Source organism: Aeromonas sp. 602396, assembly GCF_049173735.1.
GTDB lineage: Bacteria > Pseudomonadota > Gammaproteobacteria > Enterobacterales > Aeromonadaceae > Aeromonas > Aeromonas veronii_A.
This window is the reverse complement of record NZ_JAAKSD010000008.1, coordinates 1-19,770: the sequence shown is the minus strand read 5'-3', so window position 1 is coordinate 19,770 and position 19,770 is coordinate 1. Positions and strand designations below refer to the sequence as shown.

General features: G+C 57.1%; 15 protein-coding genes. 4 read left to right on the top strand and 11 right to left on the bottom strand.

Annotated features, from left to right (window positions below):
- The first annotated feature begins 71 nt into the window (after window positions 1-71).
- Window positions 72-2,453 carry a beta-glucosidase gene (locus tag G5229_RS11250; protein ID WP_421209121.1) on the top strand — a complete coding sequence of 794 codons (2,382 nt, stop codon included), beginning with the start codon at window positions 72-74 and terminating at the stop codon, window positions 2,451-2,453.
- Between the two features lie 95 nt (window positions 2,454-2,548).
- On the opposite strand, the gene G5229_RS11245 is transcribed toward G5229_RS11250, so the two are convergent.
- The 8 genes from G5229_RS11245 to queA all read right to left on the bottom strand — a co-directional run bounded on the left by G5229_RS11245 (window position 2,549) and on the right by queA (window position 11,084).
- A complete protein-coding gene (locus G5229_RS11245; protein WP_421209120.1) occupies window positions 2,549-3,526 on the bottom strand; it encodes a helix-turn-helix domain-containing protein in 978 nt (325 codons plus the stop codon).
- Window positions 3,527-4,126: 600 nt separating this feature from the next.
- Complete coding sequence (gene nlpI, locus G5229_RS11240) at window positions 4,127-5,062, bottom strand: lipoprotein NlpI (protein ID WP_005344691.1); 936 nt, start codon at window positions 5,060-5,062, stop codon at window positions 4,127-4,129.
- 90 nt (window positions 5,063-5,152) lie between these two features.
- Window positions 5,153-5,521, bottom strand: coding sequence for a rhodanese-like domain-containing protein (locus G5229_RS11235; RefSeq protein ID WP_005344690.1), 369 nt, complete (start codon window positions 5,519-5,521; stop codon window positions 5,153-5,155).
- Window positions 5,522-5,605: 84 nt separating this feature from the next.
- Complete coding sequence (gene secF, locus G5229_RS11230; protein WP_421173000.1) at window positions 5,606-6,553, bottom strand: protein translocase subunit SecF; 948 nt, start codon at window positions 6,551-6,553, stop codon at window positions 5,606-5,608.
- Between the two features lie 10 nt (window positions 6,554-6,563).
- Entirely contained in the window at window positions 6,564-8,417 is a 1,854-nt protein-coding gene (secD, locus tag G5229_RS11225; protein WP_005337324.1) for a protein translocase subunit SecD, read from the bottom strand.
- Between the two features lie 18 nt (window positions 8,418-8,435).
- A complete protein-coding gene (gene yajC, locus G5229_RS11220) occupies window positions 8,436-8,771 on the bottom strand; it encodes a preprotein translocase subunit YajC (protein WP_005337327.1) in 336 nt (111 codons plus the stop codon).
- A 49-nt stretch (window positions 8,772-8,820) separates the two neighbouring features.
- The gene (tgt, locus tag G5229_RS11215; RefSeq protein ID WP_005337329.1) at window positions 8,821-9,957 is read right to left on the bottom strand and encodes a tRNA guanosine(34) transglycosylase Tgt; all 1,137 of its coding nucleotides are present in this window, start codon (window positions 9,955-9,957) and stop codon (window positions 8,821-8,823) included.
- Between the two features lie 74 nt (window positions 9,958-10,031).
- On the bottom strand, window positions 10,032-11,084 hold the full coding sequence (gene queA / locus G5229_RS11210; RefSeq protein ID WP_042056163.1) for a tRNA preQ1(34) S-adenosylmethionine ribosyltransferase-isomerase QueA: 1,053 nt from the start codon (window positions 11,082-11,084) through the stop codon (window positions 10,032-10,034).
- 212 nt (window positions 11,085-11,296) lie between these two features.
- On the opposite strand from queA, the gene G5229_RS11205 reads away from it, so the two are divergent.
- The 3 genes from G5229_RS11205 to ahpF all read left to right on the top strand — a co-directional run bounded on the left by G5229_RS11205 (window position 11,297) and on the right by ahpF (window position 14,717).
- Complete coding sequence (locus G5229_RS11205) at window positions 11,297-11,743, top strand: CBS domain-containing protein (RefSeq protein ID WP_013723842.1); 447 nt, start codon at window positions 11,297-11,299, stop codon at window positions 11,741-11,743.
- A gap of 703 nt (window positions 11,744-12,446) precedes the next feature.
- On the top strand, window positions 12,447-13,013 hold the full coding sequence (ahpC, locus tag G5229_RS11200) for an alkyl hydroperoxide reductase subunit C (protein WP_005337335.1): 567 nt from the start codon (window positions 12,447-12,449) through the stop codon (window positions 13,011-13,013).
- Window positions 13,014-13,136: 123 nt separating this feature from the next.
- Window positions 13,137-14,717 (top strand): alkyl hydroperoxide reductase subunit F, encoded by a 1,581-nt coding sequence (ahpF, locus tag G5229_RS11195; RefSeq protein ID WP_421206635.1) that lies wholly within the window; start codon window positions 13,137-13,139, stop codon window positions 14,715-14,717.
- A 136-nt stretch (window positions 14,718-14,853) separates the two neighbouring features.
- On the opposite strand, the gene G5229_RS11190 is transcribed toward ahpF, so the two are convergent.
- The 3 genes from G5229_RS11190 to G5229_RS11180 all read right to left on the bottom strand — a co-directional run bounded on the left by G5229_RS11190 (window position 14,854) and on the right by G5229_RS11180 (window position 19,755).
- Window positions 14,854-15,570 (bottom strand): SIMPL domain-containing protein, encoded by a 717-nt coding sequence (locus G5229_RS11190; RefSeq protein ID WP_005337338.1) that lies wholly within the window; start codon window positions 15,568-15,570, stop codon window positions 14,854-14,856.
- 56 nt (window positions 15,571-15,626) lie between these two features.
- Window positions 15,627-16,187, bottom strand: coding sequence for a hypothetical protein (locus tag G5229_RS11185; RefSeq protein WP_042056172.1), 561 nt, complete (start codon window positions 16,185-16,187; stop codon window positions 15,627-15,629).
- An 85-nt stretch (window positions 16,188-16,272) separates the two neighbouring features.
- A complete protein-coding gene (locus G5229_RS11180; RefSeq protein ID WP_421206637.1) occupies window positions 16,273-19,755 on the bottom strand; it encodes a VWA domain-containing protein in 3,483 nt (1,160 codons plus the stop codon).
- Window positions 19,756-19,770: the final 15 nt, after the last annotated feature.

Sequence of the window (19,770 nt, the reverse complement as noted above, 5' to 3'; positions counted from 1 at the left end):
GGGCGGATGCCTTCCACCCGGTGTCGATATCTCCTTTTTATTTTTATTCAGACAGTTACGAGGACGTCTTCATGCCTATCACCACAAAATTGAAAGCGGTTTCACTGGGTGTCAGCCTGGCGCTGGCCGGCCTGCTGGTCGGTTGCAACCAGAATGACTCGGATCCCCTGGTCAAGGACGATGCCTATTACCGCGACCAAGCCGAGGCCATGGTGGCCAAGCTGACCCTGAGCGAGAAGCTGGACCTGCTCTCCGGCCCCGGTTACGGCAGTGCCAACGGCGCCATCAACGTCAAGCAGGACGTGCCCGGCGTGGCGGGTTACATCAACGGCGTGCTGCGCAGCGCGGACGGCATCGACATTCCGGCCCTCAAACTGGCGGACGGGCCGGCCGGGGTGCGGATCAACGCCAACCGCGACGGTGACAGCGCCAGCTACTACGCTACCGCCTGGCCCATCGGCTCGCTGCTCGCCTCCAGCTGGGACGTCAAGCTGGTCAAGGCCGTCGGCGAAGCCATGGGGGACGAGGTGCGCCAGTACGGGGTCGACATCCTGCTGGCCCCGGGCATGAACATCCAGCGCAACCCCCTCAATGGCCGCAACTTCGAGTACTACTCGGAAGACCCCCTGCTCACCGGCAAAATCGGCGCCGCCATGGTCAACGGGGTGGAGAGCAACGGGGTAGGCACCACCATCAAGCACTACTTCGGCAACAACTCCGAGACCAACCGCAACCAGATCAACGACATCGGCGAACCGAGAACCTTCCGCGAGATCTATCTGCGCGGCTTCCAGATAGCGGTGGACGAGGCCCAGCCCTGGGCGGTGATGACCTCCTACAACAAGGTCAACGGCACCTATGTGAACGAGCGCAAGGATGCGGTGACCGACCTGCTGCGCGGCGAGTGGAAGTTCGACGGCCTGGTGATGTCCGACTGGTTTGCCGGCGACGTGGCCAACAACGCCTACAAGCAGGTGCTGGCGGGACAGGATTTGATCGAGCCGGGCAACGTCAAGGAGCAGTTGCAGCAATCCATCGAGCAGGGCCAGCTCGACGAAGCCAAGGTAAACGAGGCCGCCATCCACATCCTGACCCAGGTAATGAAGAGCCCCTCCTACAACCAGCTGGCCATCAGCAACAGCCCGGACCTGACCGCCCACGCCAAACTGGCCCGTCAGGCCGGTGCCGAGAGCATGGTGCTGCTGCGCAACCACGCCGCGGCCCTGCCGCTGGCGGCAAGCAGCACGCTGGCCAGTTTTGGCATCAACCAGATCAACACCTACAAGGGCGGCACCGGCAGCGGGGATGTGAACGCCGCCAGCACCACCACCATCGCGCAGGGACTGGCGGCACGCTTCCCGGTCAACGAGGCGTTGCAGAGTTACTACCGCGATTTTTACGAGAACAACAAGGTCTATCACGAGGGGCAATTTGGCGCCAAGGGCTACTACACCTGCGCCGAGGCGCCAATCAGCGGCGATCTGGCGGCCCTGATCGCCAGTGCGGCCGCTACCCAGCAAGCCGCCGTCATCAGCATCGGCCGCCAGGCCGGGGAAGGGGCGGATCGCAGCAGCGGCAAGGGGGACTATCTGCTCGGTGATGACGAGCGCGCCCTCATCGACGCGGTGAGCAGCGCCTTCCACGCCCAGGGCAAGAAGGTGGTGGTGGTGCTCAACGTCAACGGCGTCATCGACACCGCCCAGTGGAGCGACAAGGTGGATGGCATCCTGCTGGCCTACATGGCCGGCCAGGAGACCGGTCACGCGGTGGCGGACGTGCTCTCCGGCGCGGTCAACCCGAGCGGCAAACTGGCCCAGAGCTTCCCGCACAGCTACGCCAGCGTACCCTCCGCCGGCACCTTCCCAGGCGAGGACACCGACGGGGACGGCGAACCGGACGATCTCTACTACAACGAAGGGATCTACGTGGGCTATCGCTACTACAGCACCTTCGAGCAGGCGGTCTCCTACCCGTTCGGCTTCGGTCTCTCCTACACCAGCTTCAGCTACACCAGCCCCGCCATCGCCAGCAATACCCTAGCGGACGGCAGCGCCGGCAACCTGGTGCTGACCGCCACCATCACCAACACCGGCGCCGTGGCAGGCAAGGAGGCGGCCCAGGTCTATGTGACCGCCCCCGAGGTCAAGCTGAAGAAACCGCTCATCGAGCTCAAGGCCTTTGCCAAGACGGCGCAACTGGCACCGGGGGCCAGCGAACAGCTGAGCTTCACCATTCCGGCCAGCATCCTCGCCAGCTTCGATGAGGCCAGCAACCAGTGGATCGTGGAGCCGGGCCGCTACAGCGCCTACATCAGCCCCTCGTCGGATGTCTCCGCCAGCACGCCGGTCAGCTTCACGGTTAGCAAAGAGATCGTGGTGAGCAACACCACGCCAGGGGCACTGGCACTGCCGACCGGGGTGGATCCCGCCAGCGTCACCACCATCACCCGCTAACAAAGGCAGGCACGGCCGGGCCCCCAGCCCGGCCTTGCCCGAACATTGCCCAGCAATGACCCGCCCACGGGACCGGCCTTGCACCAGTCCCGTTTTTATTGGCGGGCGTTGCGATAGGCTAGCGGCGTCATCCGGGTGTTGGCCTTGAAGAAGCGGTTGAAGGCGCTCTGGGACGAGAAGCCGACCCGATCGCTGATGTTCTGTAGCGGTTGATCACCCTCCCCCAGCAAGCGGCAGGCTTCGCTCACCCTCGCCTCCCTGAGCAGGGTTGAGAAGCTGCGTCCCTCCCCCTGCAATTTGCGATTGAGGGTCCAGCGGCTGACATTCATGGCGGCGCACACCTCCTTGAGCAGGCTCTCGTCGCTCTCCAGCCCCCCTTCCCGGATCTTGTGGCGGATCCGCTCCCCCACCAGACAGGCAAAGGGGGCCCGCTCGGCGATGTCGGCACAGATCTGCGCCAGCTGAGCCAATTGCAGATGACCCAGCGGCTCGTTGTAGCACTGGCTGGAACAGTCGAGTTGGGCGTTGTCGATGGTCAGGGTGTTTTCCTCCTGCTCCCAGCGGCAGCGGGTGGCGAAGAACTGGTCCAGCAACTGATGGCGCGGTGGCGGCCGCCCCGTGAAGCCCACCGAGACCCGGGGATCCGCCAGATAGACCCGCAAAATCCGGTAGAGCATGATGAAGTTGGGGATGGCCTGACTCGCCCCCAGGCTGGCAGGCCCCTGATTGACATACAGGTATTGGCTGGCCTGCGCCCCCCGCCGTACCCGCAGCTCGTCACAACTGCCGATGATGGGGCGATAGGCCAGCAGCACCTCGAGCGCCGCCCGCGGCGAGGGCTGGTTCAGGCACAGGCTGATGAGCGGCGGATAGTGCTGGTAAAGCTGGCCGATGTCGTAGGAGAGGATGGTTTCGTGAAAACTCGCCAGATAGGGCTGCATCAGTTGCAGCATCCGGTAGTGGCTGTGGGCCGGCAGCCGGCCCTGCTCCCGCTCGATGTCGAACGACGTGAGGCCGCCCGCCATCAAAATGGCATCGGGATCGCCCCCCTGCTGCTGGCAGGCTCCCAGCATTCGTCTGATCACCTGGTTTGATACGCTCTGTGACATCCGTCGTCCAGGCCTCCGTGCTGACAGGAAATTGCTCGTGATCTCCACTTTATCGACTACTGATCCACCTCCCATCGAACAGGGTTAGGAGACCAGGGACCATTATGGGGCGGTCACAGGACGAGCAGATGTAACGGAGTGTAAAAGCACGGGCCAGCACGCATATTTACTCCCTATCGTCAGCCTCACCCATTATGAGAGAGGCAGTCCGGCAGGAATCGGACAAGAGCAGCGATAGTCAACCAGTCGCCCACCGCGATAGGGAAGAGAATCACCCATATCAGGAGGCATACGACGAGCCGACCGGGTTTCACACGGAGTCGGCCCCATCCATCTGTTGAGCTGCATGGATCAGATGTGCCCGTTCATTATTCAGAGGCGGGCGGCAGAGTTGGAAAAACTGGTGGGGTTGTGTGGATTAGCGACACGAAGCTCACTGTGACATGGAGCCAAGCCACGGGAGTGGGTGTGAAAAAGCAGATAAAAACAATGCCAGTCAGGCTTTACTGACTGGCATTAGCCTCATACCGAGGTTTTTTATCACCGGGTAATCGCCATCTCCATTCAGGAGGGCTGTTCGCCTTTGCTCTGGGCACCCGGCGGCAAGGGTTTGCGCGCCATCAACTCCAGTTCGAGCAGAGCATAGCGGTGCTCGATGAAGTCATAGACGTTGTTGGAGAGCGCCAGCTTGAAGTAGCTGATGGCTTCCTTGCGGTTGCCTTTGCCCAACTCGAACTTGCCCAGATAGAAATAGGTTTCACACAGGCGCTCGGCCAGCTCCCGGTTATCTTTCACCCCTTTCACCACATTGCCCATCAGCTGGGACGCGTTGATCTCACCGGTGTAGAGACGCACCAGATCCCAGTTCCATGCATCGTCATCGTACTTGTTGAGGCGCTCGCGCATCCGGCTCATGGCCGCAGCGGGATTGAGCTTCTGCTCGGCCAGATAGAGCCAGATCACCCGATAAGGGTCTTCCGGCTGCGCTTCGTAGAAACGCTTCATATCGGCCGCTGCCAGCTCGGGACGATTACCGTAATAGAGGGCAATACCGCGGTTAAGGTAGGCATAGTCATAATCGGGTGCCAGCTCGAGGGCTGAGTCGAATGCCTCATAGGCTTCGTCGTAGTTCTGCTGCTGTACCAGATAGACACCGATGAAGTTGTAGGCTTCAGCGAAATCCGGTTTCTCCCGCAGGGCCCTGTTGAAATCGAGACGGGCAAGGGAACGCAAGCCGACGCGATCAAACACCACGGCACGTTCATAGAACAACTCGGCCCGTTGCTCCGTGGTCAACTCCATTTCACTCAGCATCTGCCCGAGTCGGGCGAGCGCCAACTCGCTTTGGTAGGAGACCTGCAGGGGGGTCGCCAATACCAGTGAAGCAGGCTGCGCCTTGGGAACCTTAGGGGTGTTGACATGACTGCTACTGCTGCAACCCCACATGGGTAGCAGCAACAGGATACCAAGGAGGTATCCAATCCCTTTCCTGACGTTCAATGAACACTCCGACGCTTACGCTTGACCCCGCATATGGTAAAGGTCAGCCGCCACTTTGTCATGTAGCTGAGCCCCTCTCCATCAAATAAATCAGGATTCGACAGGGTATCCGGCCTCCAGCCAGCCGCGAAAACCGCCGTCAACACTGATTACGTTGCGATAACCCATCTGTTGCAAATTGTCGGCCGCCAGTACGGAGCGAAAACCGCCACCGCAATAGAGATAGAGCGTGGTCTCGGGATCCGGGAACAGGGTCTCGATATCCCGCTCAATCACTCCACGACCCAGATATTGGGCTCCGGGCAGATGGCCTTTGGCCCACTCGCTCTCTTCCCGCACGTCGATCAGGTGAAACGTGCGCCCTTCGTCCTGCCAGCGCTTGATCTGGTGAACATCGGTTTCGGTGATGCGGGAGCGGATCCCGTCAACCAGCGCCAAAAAACGGGGATTGTGTTGCATGGCAAGCTCCTTTTGTTGAAATCATCTGCGTCAGCAAACGACACGCAGAGATAAGAAAAGAGCGCCATGAGGCGCTCTTCACTGTTACGGCAGGATTTCCTGTTGGTCCGCACCCTCTTTCTCTACCTGGGTGGGCAGCATGTGCTCGCGCTTGACGCCGAGGAACATGGCAAACGCACTCGCCACATAGATGGAGGAGTAGGTACCGAACGCCACACCGATCACCATGGCCACGGCAAAACCGTGGATCAGCGCGCCGCCCTTGAGCAGCAGCGCCAGCACCACCACGAAGGTGAGCCCGGAGGTGATGATGGTACGGCTCAGGGTCTCGGTCATGGAGAGATCGAGAATGTAGTCGGTATCCCCTTTGCGCACCTTGCGGAAGTTCTCCCGCAAGCGGTCGAACACCACTATGGTATCGTTCAGGGAGTAACCCACTAGGGTCATCAATGCCGCCAGCACGGTCAGGTCGAACTCGTACTGGAAGTAGGCAAAGACGCCCAGGGTGATCACCACGTCATGCACCAGCGAGAGGATGCCGCCCATGGCCAGACGCCATTCAAAGCGCACCGCCACGTAGATCAGGATACAGATGATGGAGGCCAGCATCGCCAACGCCCCGTCAGTAGCCAGCTCGTCACCGACTGAAGGGCCGACGAATTCGACGCGTTTGAGTACAGCGCCCTCATCGAGCAGCTTGGCCGCTGCCAGCACCTCGTTACCCTGCTGCTCGACCTTGACCCCCTCTTTCGGCGCCAAACGGAACAGCACGTCACGGCTGGAGCCAAAGTGTTGCAGGGTGGCCCCTTCAATCTTCTGCTCTTCCAGAACGTCGTGGATCTTGTCCAGGCTCACCGACTGCTGGAATCCCACCTCGATGGTGGTACCACCGGTAAAGTCCAGACCCCAGTTCAGCCCCCGATCAAACAGGAAGAACAGGGCTACCACCATCAGCACGGAAGAGAAAACCACACCCGGCTTGGCATAGCGCATAAACGGGATCGGTTTTTCAAAATGTAGAATCTGAAACATCTCTCTATCCTCAGATGGGCAGCTTGTCGATACGCCGTCCACCCCAAGCCAGGTTGATAATGGCACGGGAAACTGTGATGGCAGTAAACATGGAGGCGGTCAGACCAATGCCCAGCGTCAGGGCAAAGCCCTTGATGGCGCCGGTGCCGATACCGAACAGGATCACACAGGTGATCAGCGAGGTCACGTTGGAGTCGGCGATGGTGGAGAATGCTCGATCAAAGCCCAGATGGATGGCTTGCTGAACACCACGACCGTTGCGGATCTCTTCACGAATACGCTCGTAGATCAGTACGTTGGCATCCACCGCCATACCCAGCGTCAAGACGATACCGGCGATACCCGGCAATGTCATGGTGGCCCCCGGGATCATCGACATGATGCCGACAATCAACACCAGGTTCATGCAGAGCGCCAGATTGGCAACCCAGCCGAACGCGCGGTAGTAGATCCCCATGAACAGCACGATCACCAGCATGGCCCAGCCGATGGCTTCCATACCGCTGTCGATGTTCTGTTGACCCAGGCTCGGGCCAATGGTGCGCTCTTCCACGATCTGGATCGGGGCGATCAGGGCACCGGCACGCAGCAGCAGCGCCAGGTTGTGGGCTTCGTTGGCGTTGTCGATACCTGTGATACGGAACTGGCTGCCAAGACGCGACTGGATGGTGGCGACGTTGATCACCTCTTCCTGCTTGCGGAACTTGCGCTTGCCATCCGGACCCGGTTGACCGACCGGCTTGTACTCGATGAAGACGGTCGCCATCCCTTTACCGACGTTATCCTTGGTAAAGTTGGCCATCTTGTTGCCACCCTGGCCATCCAGCTTGATGTTGACCTGGGGACGGCTGTACTCGTCGAAACCGGACTGGGCACCCACAATGTGGTCACCGGTCAGGATCACCCGCTTTTGCAGCACCACGGGACGACCGTTGCGATCGTTGTAGACCTTGGAGCTGGGCGGGACACGGCCGTCGGCCGCAGCCTGGATGTCGGCAGTCTCATCGACCATGTGGAACTCCAGGGTCGCGGTTGCCCCCAGGATCTCCTTGGCGCGGGCGGTATCCTGAATACCGGGCAGTTCAACGACAATGCGCTCGGCACCTTGCTGTTGTACCAGCGGCTCGGCCACACCCAGTTCGTTGACCCGGTTACGGATGATGGTGATGTTCTGCTCGAGGGCGTACTTCTTCACTTCCTTTATCTTGGCTTCGCTCAGACCAGCCAGCAGGATGAACTCATCCCCTTTCTGCTCGGTAGTGAAGGTCAAATCAGGGTTCTGACGACGCAGATGAGAAACGGCGCGTTCCTGATCGGCTTCGTCACGGAAGATCACCTGCACCTGATCACCGACCCGGCGCACGCCGGAGTAACGGATCTTCTGGGTGCGCAGCTCGGAGCGGAAATCCTGCACCATCTGCTCTTGCTGCTTGGTCAGTGCTTCGGCCATGTCCACTTCCATCAGGAAGTGCACACCACCGCGCAGATCAAGACCCAGCTTCAGAGGCGCCGCACCGATGGCTTCGAGCCAGGCGGGAGTGGAAGGTGCCAGGTTGAGTGCGGTAATGAAGTTGTCGCCCAGCTTGTTGGCAACGATATCGCGCGCCTTCAGCTGGTCTTCGGTGTTCTTGAAACGGATCAGGATAAAACCGTGCTCGAATGCAGCATGTTTGACCGGGATCTTGGCCGCTTCAAGGGTCTCTTTCACCAGATCAAGAGTATCTAGCTTGACTTCGGCACCACGGCTGGCAGAAACCTGCAAAGCCGGATCTTCGCCGTAAAGATTGGGGGCTGCATATAGAAAACCGATGGCGATCACCAGGATCACCATCAGGTATTTCCACAGCGGATAGCGATTCAACACGCTGTGCTCCTTGGGAGATTAAAGGGACTGGATAGAACCCTTGGGCAGAACGGCAGAGACGAAGTCCTTTTTGATGGTGACTTGAGTCTGGTCGTTCAGGGCGATCACCAGGTAATCGCTGTCTGCAGCCACTTTGGCAATTTTGCCAACCAGGCCACCGGAAGTGAGCACTTCATCACCCTTGGACAATGAGCTCATCAGATTGCGGTGATCCTTGGCACGCTTGGCCTGGGGACGATAGATCATGAAGTAGAAAATCAGGCCGAATACGGCCAGCATGATGATCATTTCCATACCACCACCCTGTGCACCCGGTGCTGCGCCTTCTGCATACGCCTTGGAGATAATGCTCATTTAACAACCTCTTATTGATGTAGATTTAAAAAAAAATTATATGTTGTTGTTATTTAACGTCATTTTCAGCTAACGGAGGCACAGGCTTCCCTTGCCGACGGTAAAACTCTGTTACAAAGTCGTCTAATTTACCCTGCTCGATCGCGTCCCGCAAACCCTGCATCACACGCTGGTAATAACGCAGGTTATGAATCGTATTCAGACGGGCACCGAGGATCTCGTTGCACTTGTCCAGATGGTGCAGGTAGCTTCGGCTGTAGTTCTTGCAGGTGTAGCAATCACACTCGGCATCCAGGGTACTGGTGTCGTTGCGATGTTGGGCGTTGCGGATCTTCACCACACCATCGGTGGTGAACAGGTGGCCGTTGCGGGCGTTGCGGGTCGGCATGACGCAGTCGAACATGTCGATACCACGGCGCACCCCTTCCACCAGATCCTCCGGCTTGCCGACCCCCATCAGGTAACGCGGCTTGTCGGCTGGAATTTTCGGGCAGACGTGCTCGAGGATGCGGTGCATGTCCTCTTTGGGTTCACCCACGGCCAGACCACCGACCGCATAACCGTCGAAACCGATCTCCAGCAGCCCCTTTAGGGAGACATCCCGCAGATCTTCGTAGACCGAGCCCTGAATGATGCCGAACAGGGCGTTCTTGTTACCCAGTGCATCAAACTTGTCGCGGGAGCGCTTGCCCCAGCGCAGGGACATCTCCATGGACTTGCGCGCTTCTTCATAAGTAGCCGGGTACGGGGTGCACTCGTCGAAGATCATCACGATGTCGGAGCCCAGATCGTACTGGATCTCCATGGACTTCTCGGGGTCAAGGAAGATCTTCTCGCCATTGATGGGGTGACGGAAGTGGACGCCCGCTTCGGTGATCTTGCGAATATGGCCCAGGCTGAACACCTGGAAACCACCGGAGTCGGTCAGGATCGGGCCCTGCCAGTTCATGAAATCGTGCAGATCGCCGTGGGCACGCATCACTTCCTGACCCGGACGCAGCCAGAGGTGGAAGGTGTTACCCAGCAGGATCTGGGCGCCGGTTTCACGCACTTCTTCCGGGGTCATCCCCTTGACGGTGCCGTACGTCCCGACCGGCATAAAGGCCGGCGTTTGTACCACACCACGTTCGAAGACCAGTTGACCGCGACGGGCACGGCCGTCGGTGGTTTTCAGTTCAAATTTCATTGCTACCTCGGCTGCGTCAGATAAACAGTCTGACTATAGGAGGGCCGCTCACGGCCCGGTAAATAAGCTGAAGCTTATGCTTCAACCTGGCGACGGGTGACGAACATGGCATCCCCGTAGCTGAAGAAACGGTACTGTCCGACCACGGCTGCCTGATAGGCCGCCATCACGTTGTCATAACCGGCGAAGGCGCTGACCAGCATGATCAGGGTCGACTCCGGCAGATGGAAGTTGGTGACCATGGCATCGACAATCTGGAACTGGTAACCAGGGAAGATGAAGATATCGGTGTCACTAAAAAAGGGCGCCAGCGGTTTGCCCTGCGCCAGGGTGACCTTGGCCGCGCTCTCCAGCGAACGGACCGAAGTAGTACCGACCGCAATCACCCGGCCACCACGGGCACGGGTGGCCGCGATGGCATCCACCACCTCTTGCGGCACTTCCGCATACTCGGAGTGCATGTGGTGATCTTCAATCTTATCTACCCGCACCGGCTGAAAGGTGCCCGCCCCTACATGCAGGGTGACGAAGGCCGTTTCAACCCCTTTGGCCCGAATTTTCTCAAGCAGCGGCTCATCAAAGTGCAGGCCGGCGGTCGGCGCAGCGACAGCGCCCGGCTTTTGATTGTAAACGGTCTGGTAGCGCTCCTTGTCGGCATCCTCGTCGGGGCGGTCGATATAGGGGGGCAGCGGCATGTGGCCGATGGCCTCCAAAATCTCCAGCACCGGACGCGGGTCGAGGAAGTGGATCTCGAACAGGGCGTCGTGGCGGGCGCGCATCTCTGCCTCCACACCACCATCCATGATCATCCGGGTGCCGGGCTTGGGCGCCTTGGAGGCCCGGACATGGGCCAGCACGCTGTGCTCGTCCAGAATGCGCTCGACCAGTACCTCCAGCTTGCCGCCGCTGGCCTTCTGGCCAAACATGCGAGCCGGAATGACACGGGTGTTATTGAATACCAGCAGGTCACCCGGATTGAGCTGATCCAGCACATCCACAAATTGACCGTGGCGCAGGGCGCCAGTCTGACCATCGAGCTGCAACAGGCGGCTGGCAGTACGCTCTGCCATCGGATAGCGGGCAATCAGCTCGTCTGGCAGATCAAAATGAAAATCGGATACTTGCATCTTTCACCTCGGGGGGAATCGGCGGCTAGTCTAGTTATCCCCATCTTCCAAGGCAACCCAAAAGACCAAAAACCCAAGAGAGACAAGGGGTAGCGAGCAATATTGAGACACACATCCGGTTAATGATTCTTTAATGTTCTGTATTGACCCTGATCATGTTTTGCCAATGGGCGCTGGGCTAGGGTGAAAGCAGATACACAAGGAGGCCCACCATGATGACCCTATCCGAAATCATGACCGAACACCCCTTCACTCTGGGTCCGTCAAACAGTGTCAAACAGGCGATGGACCTGATGCAGCAGGAGCGAATCCGCCACATTCCCATCGTCGACGAGCAGCATCACCTGCTGGGGTTGGTAACTCTCACCGATATCCTGGCCACCCGGGAATCCAAGCTGCTGCTCATCAGCCCGGAGCGGGAAGCCGAATTTACCGACAGCGTGCAACTCGACGAGATCATGACACGGCAAGTGGCGAGCGTAGATCCTCACGCCGGCATCAAGGAGGCAGCACTTTACCTGCAGCGCCACAGATATGGCTGCCTGCCGGTACTCAAAGGACGCAAGCTAATCGGCATTGTCACCGAGTCGGACTTTATTGCCGTGGCCATCAACCTGCTGGAATTGATGGAAGAGCAGGAACCACCTACCGACTTTTGATAGATTAAGTTGTAATTAAATTACAATAAAAGCGTTTTCAGCCGTCTAAATAAGCTGAAATGATGAAACACTTTCATTTTGATTGAAAAATTACAACAAACACTTGCCTTGTGATCTGCGTCACACTATTATCCCTCCCATGCAATAGTTGCCGAGGGGAAGACGAGGGATTGTGCACCCATTATCTTCCTCTCATATGTCTGCAAGTTTGCACACCCCGTAGTTAGTCTTTGCTGTAAAGCATTTGTTTATATAGCCATTCCTTGTTTGATGACCCGGCCCTGTCGTTGCGATAGCGCCGGGATTTTTTTATCCGCGTTTTCTGCTCTCCCCCTTGTCAGCACATCCCCCATCGCTGCGAGGAACGGTCTCAACCTCCTCGCCACCTGTTTGCTCTATATGTTTGCACCACCGTTTATCTCATCGCGTTATCGTGGCTCTGCACACCTCTTCCCATGCCTTGAAAAGGCGATGTAGCGCACAGATATTGAACCACGACAAGGAGTTATCTCAGTAGGCCTGAGATATTCATGTTAGGTACAGCCATAGTGAGTTATCTAATAAGTAGATTTAAGCGATTCAAAATTGCGGCTTTTCTCGATTAGTGGAAGCCCCTATGATGAATCCATCGAAAGTTAAGCGCCTCGTCTGGCAGACTCTTCAACACCAGACCGGCATATGTACATCACCAAGGAGCAATTACATGTCTACCTACATCAACACTGAAATCAAGCCGTTCAATGCTACCGCCTACCACAATGGTAAATTCGTTCAGGTGTCTGACGCTGACCTGAAAGGCAAGTGGTCCGTGGTCTTCTTCTACCCGGCTGACTTCACCTTCGTTTGCCCGACCGAGCTGGGCGACCTGGCTGACAACTACGCTGAATTCCAGAAGCTGGGCGTTGAGATCTACTCTGTCTCTACCGATACCCACTTCACTCACAAAGCATGGCACGACACTTCTGACACCATTCAGAAGATCCAGTACCCGATGATTGGTGACCCGACTGGTACCATCACCCGCAACTTCGGCGTGATGATCGAAGAAGCTGGTCTGGCTGACCGCGGTACCTTCGTGATTGACCCGCAGGGCATCATCCAGATCGTCGAGATCAACGCTGGCGGCATCGGCCGTGACGCACTGGAACTGCTGCGCAAAGTCAAAGCAGCCCAGTACGTTGCTTCCCACCCGGGTGAAGTGTGCCCGGCTAAATGGAAAGAAGGCGAAGCCACTCTGGCCCCGTCCCTGGATCTGGTAGGCAAGATCTAAGCCTCCCGCTTCCAAGACCGGCCCGCATAAGGGCCGGTCTGCTTTCCGGCATTGCCAAATAGGCCTGAAAGCAGACCGACTCACATTTAATGCCAACTCGCCATTACAAGAAGGAATTCGACCATGTTGGATACCAACCTCAAACAACAGCTGAACACCTATCTGCAGTACATCGTCAATCCCATCGAGATCAGCGTGTCCGGCAACGACAGCGACAAATCTGCAGAGCTGCTGGCACTGGCCAGCGAGATCGCCGAGATGTCCCCCAAGATCACCCAGACCTCTGGCACTGCCGTTCGCAAGCCTTCCATGAGCGTCGCGCCCCAGGGCCAAGCACCGCGTGTTCACTTTGCCGGCATCCCCATGGGTCATGAATTTACCTCTCTGGTACTCGCCCTGCTGCAAAGCGGCGGCCACCCCTCCAAGGCCGATGCGGCAGTGCAGGAGCAGATCCGCAATCTCAAAGGTGAGTTCCACTTCGAGACCTATATCTCCCTCTCCTGCCACAACTGCCCGGACGTAGTACAGGCCCTCAACCTGATGGCGACCCTGAACCCCGGCATCACTCACACCATGATCGACGGCGCCCTGTTCCAGGAAGAGGTCGCCGAGCGTCAAATCATGGCGGTACCGAATGTTTACCTGAACGGTCAACCGTTCAGCCAGGGCCGGATATCGCTGGAAGAGATCGTCGCCAAACTCGACACCGGCGCCGCCGAGCGCAAGGCTGCCGAGCTGAATGAGAAAGATCCCTACGACGTACTGGTGGTGGGCGGTGGCCCGGCTGGCGCCGCAGCGGCCATCTATGCCGCCCGTAAAGGCATTCGCACCGCCATCGTTGCCGAGCGTTTCGGTGGTCAGGTGATGGACACCGTCGGTATCGAGAACTTTATCTCCGTGCCCTACACCGAAGGCCCCAAACTGGCCGCCAGCCTGGAGCAGCACGTCAAACAGTACGGCGTGGAAGTGATAACCGAACAGCGCGCCGCCGCCATCAGCAAAGATGGATATGTGAACGTGGATCTCGCCTCTGGTGCCACCTTGAAGAGCCGCGCCGTGATCCTGGCTACCGGTGCCCGCTGGCGTGATCTGAACGTACCGGGCGAGCTTGAGTACCGCACCAAGGGCGTGGCCTACTGCCCGCACTGCGATGGCCCCTTCTTCAAGGGCAAGCGAGTAGCTGTGATTGGTGGCGGTAACTCCGGTATCGAGGCGGCCATCGATCTGGCTGGCATCGTCGAGCATGTGACTGTGGTGGAGTTCGCCGACACCCTGCGTGCCGATGAAGTGCTGCAGAAGAAGGCTCGCTCCATGGGCAATATCGACATCATCATGAGCGCTCGCACCACCGAAGTGATCGGTGATGGCAGCAAGGTGGTCGGCATGGATTACGAAGATCGCACCACAGGTGAGATCAAGCACCTGGCGGTAGCGGGCATCTTCGTCCAGATCGGCCTGGTACCGAACACTGAGTTCCTCAAAGGGAGCGAGATTGCCATGACCCGCTTTGGCGAGATCGAGATCGATACCAAAGGGGCGACCTCCCTGCCCGGCGTCTACGCCGCTGGCGATGCCACCACGGTACCGTTCAAGCAGATCATCATCTCCATGGGTGCTGGCGCCACCGCCGCACTGGGTGCGTTTGATTACCTCATCCGCAACCCGGCGCCGGAAGCGACCAAGGCTGATGCTGTGACCGCCTGATAAACCCAGCGCAACAAAAAGCCGATGCTCGATTTAGTAAACACGAGCGTCGGCTTTTTTATATCTGCATCGATGCGCAATAGAAACCCCGCCGCAAATGGCGGGGGTGTTCATGACTGGACTTAAACGACGGGCATCACTCCAGCAAGAAAACAGCCTCAATATTATCACTTACCGTGATCTGCTGTTGTTGATAGCTGTTGTCCGCCATATCCGCCGCAGGTGCAGCCATCGCCATGGCCTGCACTACCTTCAGGTTGCGGCTGTAGGCGGTAATGGGCGAAGCATTGCGGTACTCCACACTGTAGACCTTGCCAAGCTTCATCCCGAAGGCCTTGGCCAGAGATTCAGCCTTGGTTTTGGCATCCTCAACGGCATTCAAACGGGCCTGCTCCTTGATGACCTGCGGCGATTTCAACCCGTACTCAATCTGGGATACGGACTCCAGCCCGGCTTTGAGTGCGGTATCCATCAGGGGGCTCAACTTGTCGAGCTGATAGAGCTTCACCGCCAATTGTCGCTGAGCACGGTATCCCAACAATACCGGCTTCTTGTTCTCGCCATACTGATATTCCGGAGAGACCATCAGGTTGCCAGCCTCAACATCGCTGCGCTTGATCCCCAGCCCTTCCAGTTGGCTGAAAAAGGCTGCGACCTTGGTATCGACCTGCTGCTTGGCCTTGAGGCCCTGCTTATCCAGTGCACTCACCGCCACATTGAGGGTGAGCATATCGGGTTCGGTCTTCTGCTCGGCATAACCACTCACCACCAGATGGGGCGCTTGCGGCACTTCAATCGCCAGCAGCGGAGCACTGACAACCAGAGCGGAAAGAGTAAGAAGGGGACGCCACATAGAAAAAAACCTCAATCGAAAAGATTGAGGCCATTATGCCCGTGCAGCTACGGGATTCATATATCATGCGAGGGGGGGAACTGATCCAGTATCTGATTGGTCAGATCGAGACTGATGGTGACCACGCTGCAGACATCTGGGCTCTGCTCTACCTTATCTTGTGACGATGTCGCACCGCAGACCTGCACCTCATCATCGAAATGGAACGAGTCCCACGACAGAACATGTCCTTGCACCGCCTGTCCGAGATCGGTGCCACCAATTGCCTCCTCCATCGCAGACCAAGGGATGGTATCAGACGGCCCAAGCAAATTTTGCAACAACGGAGGGTGAAAACTGACCAGTGGATACTCCTGCTGACCCTGCTCATGGCCAACCAGAATCATGTTATGGGCAGACTCGGTATCCAAAACAGGCACATAGGTGATAGAGGCTGCAGCAAAGTCAACATAGAGCGAGCCCGCGACATCACCGGCCTCATTCTCTATCTCCATCCCATCCAGCCGATCACCGGCGATCGAGGCCTGATAGCCAAACTGACCTGCGCAGGTAATGTTGCCCTGTCCATCCCAGCTATAACGGATGCCATCAATGTCGACCCAGTTGAATGACTGCATGATTACCCTCTCTTCTACGGCCGCTATCTTATCCATCCACCTAAAGAAAAAACAGGGGCCAGGCAAGCCCGGCCCCGAGAGAGGGTTACGGATCAACCTTCAAGTTACCGTCATCCAGCAAGTGCTTGATGATCTCCTGATTGGAGCCCAGTGAGGCGAGGTCGAGTGAGTTCTGGAACTGGATGGTCAGTTCCGGGCTCCCACCGGCCCCGGCAGGATCTATCGTCAACGTCTTGGTCGTCGTGTTGAACTGCAGATAGTTGTCCAGCACGGCTGCCAGATCCTCGTTGTTCCCCACTGCAGGTACGCCGACCAGCAGATCCGAGAGATCCAGTACATCTCCACCATTGTTGGTATCACCTAAAGTGAAATCAGTAATGGTATCGATACTGCCGTCCGCATCCCCCGCCAGCCACTTGAAGGTGTCACTCTCCCCACCACCGGTCATGGTATCGCTGCCAAGGCCGCCGATCAGAATGTCCTTACCAAGGTCGCCCGTGAGTATATCGCTACCAGAACCACCATCCAGATAATCATCACCGACACCTCCAACAAGGGTGTCGTTCCCTTCCTGGCCAAAAAGGATATCGTTGCCACTGCCACCATATAGGGTGTCATTACCACCACTGCGGCTACTCTCCCCACTCAGCTCAGTAATATGGGTCCGGATGTAATCCACCGTCTGTTCACGTGTCCACCCATGACTGGACTCCAGCGTTTCAAATACCAGCCAACCAGAACCTTGGGGCAGATCCAGTCCCAACTCGCTGGCCAGCGTATCGGTATTGAGTACATCGCCAAACAGGATGTCATTGCCAACACCACCATCGGCCACGTCATTGCCGGCCCCCAGCAACACAGTAATCTGATCCCCCTCGGTCAGGGCTGCCGTCAACTGCTCGGCACTGGTCACAATCTGGGCATCGCCGATCGGGGCATTGAAACCCTGCTCGATCCGGATATTGTCTATCCGTACCTCAGCATTCCGGTCATTGGAGCTGTCGAGCAGTTCGAACACAAACCCGTATTGCCCGACAGGCAGTCCATCGGTTGTGATAGTGCTGTAAGCCGTCAAAACAGATGAACTAACGCCAGTAATGGTGCCCGTTTGCACTGGATTGAGCATATCCCAGACGCCACCCTCGAGTTTCACCAACTTCCAGGTGAAGCTGTCGCTGCTATTAACACCATTCAAGGCATACTGGAACTGCAGACTTGCTCCGGCTTGTGCCGCAGAAACCTGGATGGCATTGGCCACGGCGAGCGCCAATATTGTCCTGTCAGAATCAGAACCGGTTCGATCATCCCGGATCCGCAAGCTTCCATTTGTAACAGTATGCGATCCCTGAGCATCACCACTGAGCACCCATCCCGAGGCGGCATTTATGCCGCTACCACTACCAAATGTGGCCAAGTCAAGGAAGCTGCCTGCCGAGTAAAACTGATCTGCCGTTTCAGTCGTGTTATCAAAGAACTTCAACAAATCCTTGTTAACATCATTGGTCACCCCGATTGCATTGACCTGGCTGATGGCACTGAGTGAAACAAAAGCATCCACCGACTCCTTGATCACCTCAAATGTGGTGCTGTTGCCTGGTCCGGCGACCTGATTGCTGTCATTGAGGTAGTAAGTCGGGTTACCATCCGTGACAAAGAATGTCAGGTTCTGGTAACCGGGAGCAGCCTTGCTACCATCATTGAACCACTGCACGGCCTGATTGAACGCGGCTTCATAGTTGGTGCCACCATTGGCAACCAGTGCATCAATGGCATTGGTCAGGTTGCTCACATTACTGGCATCAAGCCCTACTATTGTCACACTCTCGCTGGCATTCGCCGCAAAACCAATCAAGGTGACATTGATCTCACCATCATGATCTTTCAACTGGTTGGCCAAATGGGTCAGGGAGGCCTTGAGCATATTCAGTCGTGCTCCAGCCATACTTCCAGACACATCGACCACCAGGGCAATATTGTAATTCTCACCCGGGATGAAATTGGTACTGGTGCCGCCGATGTCCCCCACCACAATATCGTGACCAGCACCGCCTGCAACCAGACCATCCACACTACCGTTGGAGTTGGGCACCTTGTGATCATCATCCGTGCCGGGGGTCCCGGTAGTGTCGGGGGTATCCGAGGTGTTGCTGCCCACAACCAGAATATTGGACGCGACGGGAGGCTCATTGCTCTTGACCGATACAGTAAAGTTGGCGCTGGCTTTATCTCCATCGGCATCAGTCAAGGTAGCACTGAAATCAAGGTCAATATCAGGAGGCGTGATCTTGTCGATCACTCCGAAATTCTCGATCCTCACCGAGTCATTGCCATTCAGCACAAAGCGGACATAAAGCTGGCTGAACTCCCCATCGGGTTCTATGCTGGCCAACTGCATCGACCCTTTGAGTCCTGACAGAACAAGCTCTCCGGAATCGACGACGGTCACGCCATCGGCAGCATAAGCCACCCACTGTATGGTGCTGGTATTGGTGTTGCCAACCCCGTAGACGTTGAAAGAGAGCCCATCAACGGCTGCAGTCGTGGATACCTTGAACCCTTCGTTATTGTCCAGGTTGCCGTTCTTAATCCCGAAACCATTGTTGTTCGGGTTGAGATTATCTGCATCACTCCCCGGCAGATCCTGAGGATTATTGACGCTGCCATTGAACAGCAGACCATCGAACAGTACACCAATCCCGCCAGCAGTAACTCCGATCGTCTCAACAGGCCCGCCAGCACCGAACTGTGCCCCGATCGAGAAAGTTTGGGTTGGCTGGGGAGTAACCAGTTCAAAGCTGTAAGTATTGTCGTCATTGAGTGTCAATGTATAGAACACTTTAGGTGGCTGCCCACTACCATCAATGGTTGCTACCAGAGTCTTGCCATCAGTCGACAAGGTTTCGGTGATCCCTGCCAAATCAGGCCATCCAGTCAGTTTCAGTCCACCAGTACCCAGAGGGCCATCAGCACCAAAAGAGACGCCAAACAATCCACCGGTAGTGATGTCGGCTACATTCATCACTTCCAGACTTTCGATGCCTGTGATCACGGGCATATCGTCTTCAATAACAACACTGACCTGCTTGGTATCACTCAAGTCACCATCACTGGCTGACAGGTTGAAGGTAAATGTCTTCAGTCCTTCCTTATTGTCTCCAAATTCATGATCGATGGGCCCCAGCAAGGTGACGGTATATTTACCAACCGGATCTACAGATACTTGTATGACTGGGATCCCTCCCGCTGAACCCACCAGTGTCGCAGACCCTATACCACTCCACACAACTGGTACCCCTCCAGAGCTCAGGCCAGATGGAGCAGAAAGAGTGAACGTAAAGGTATTGCTGTCGATATCTGTCACACTTGCCGTCGCATGGGTCGAGGTGCTATCGGTAATATCGCCGGGATTGGGTGAATTGTCTGGATTGGATCCCGGTAATCCCTCCTCGGATATGCGCAGATCCGAGACAGTCAGCATGGGAGCATCATTAGTTGCAGTGACGGTCACGGTGAAGGGCTTGCTGTCTGCCCCACCCTCGTCCGTGGTCCCCGCCACATTGCCATTCACGACCCCGCTCCAGTC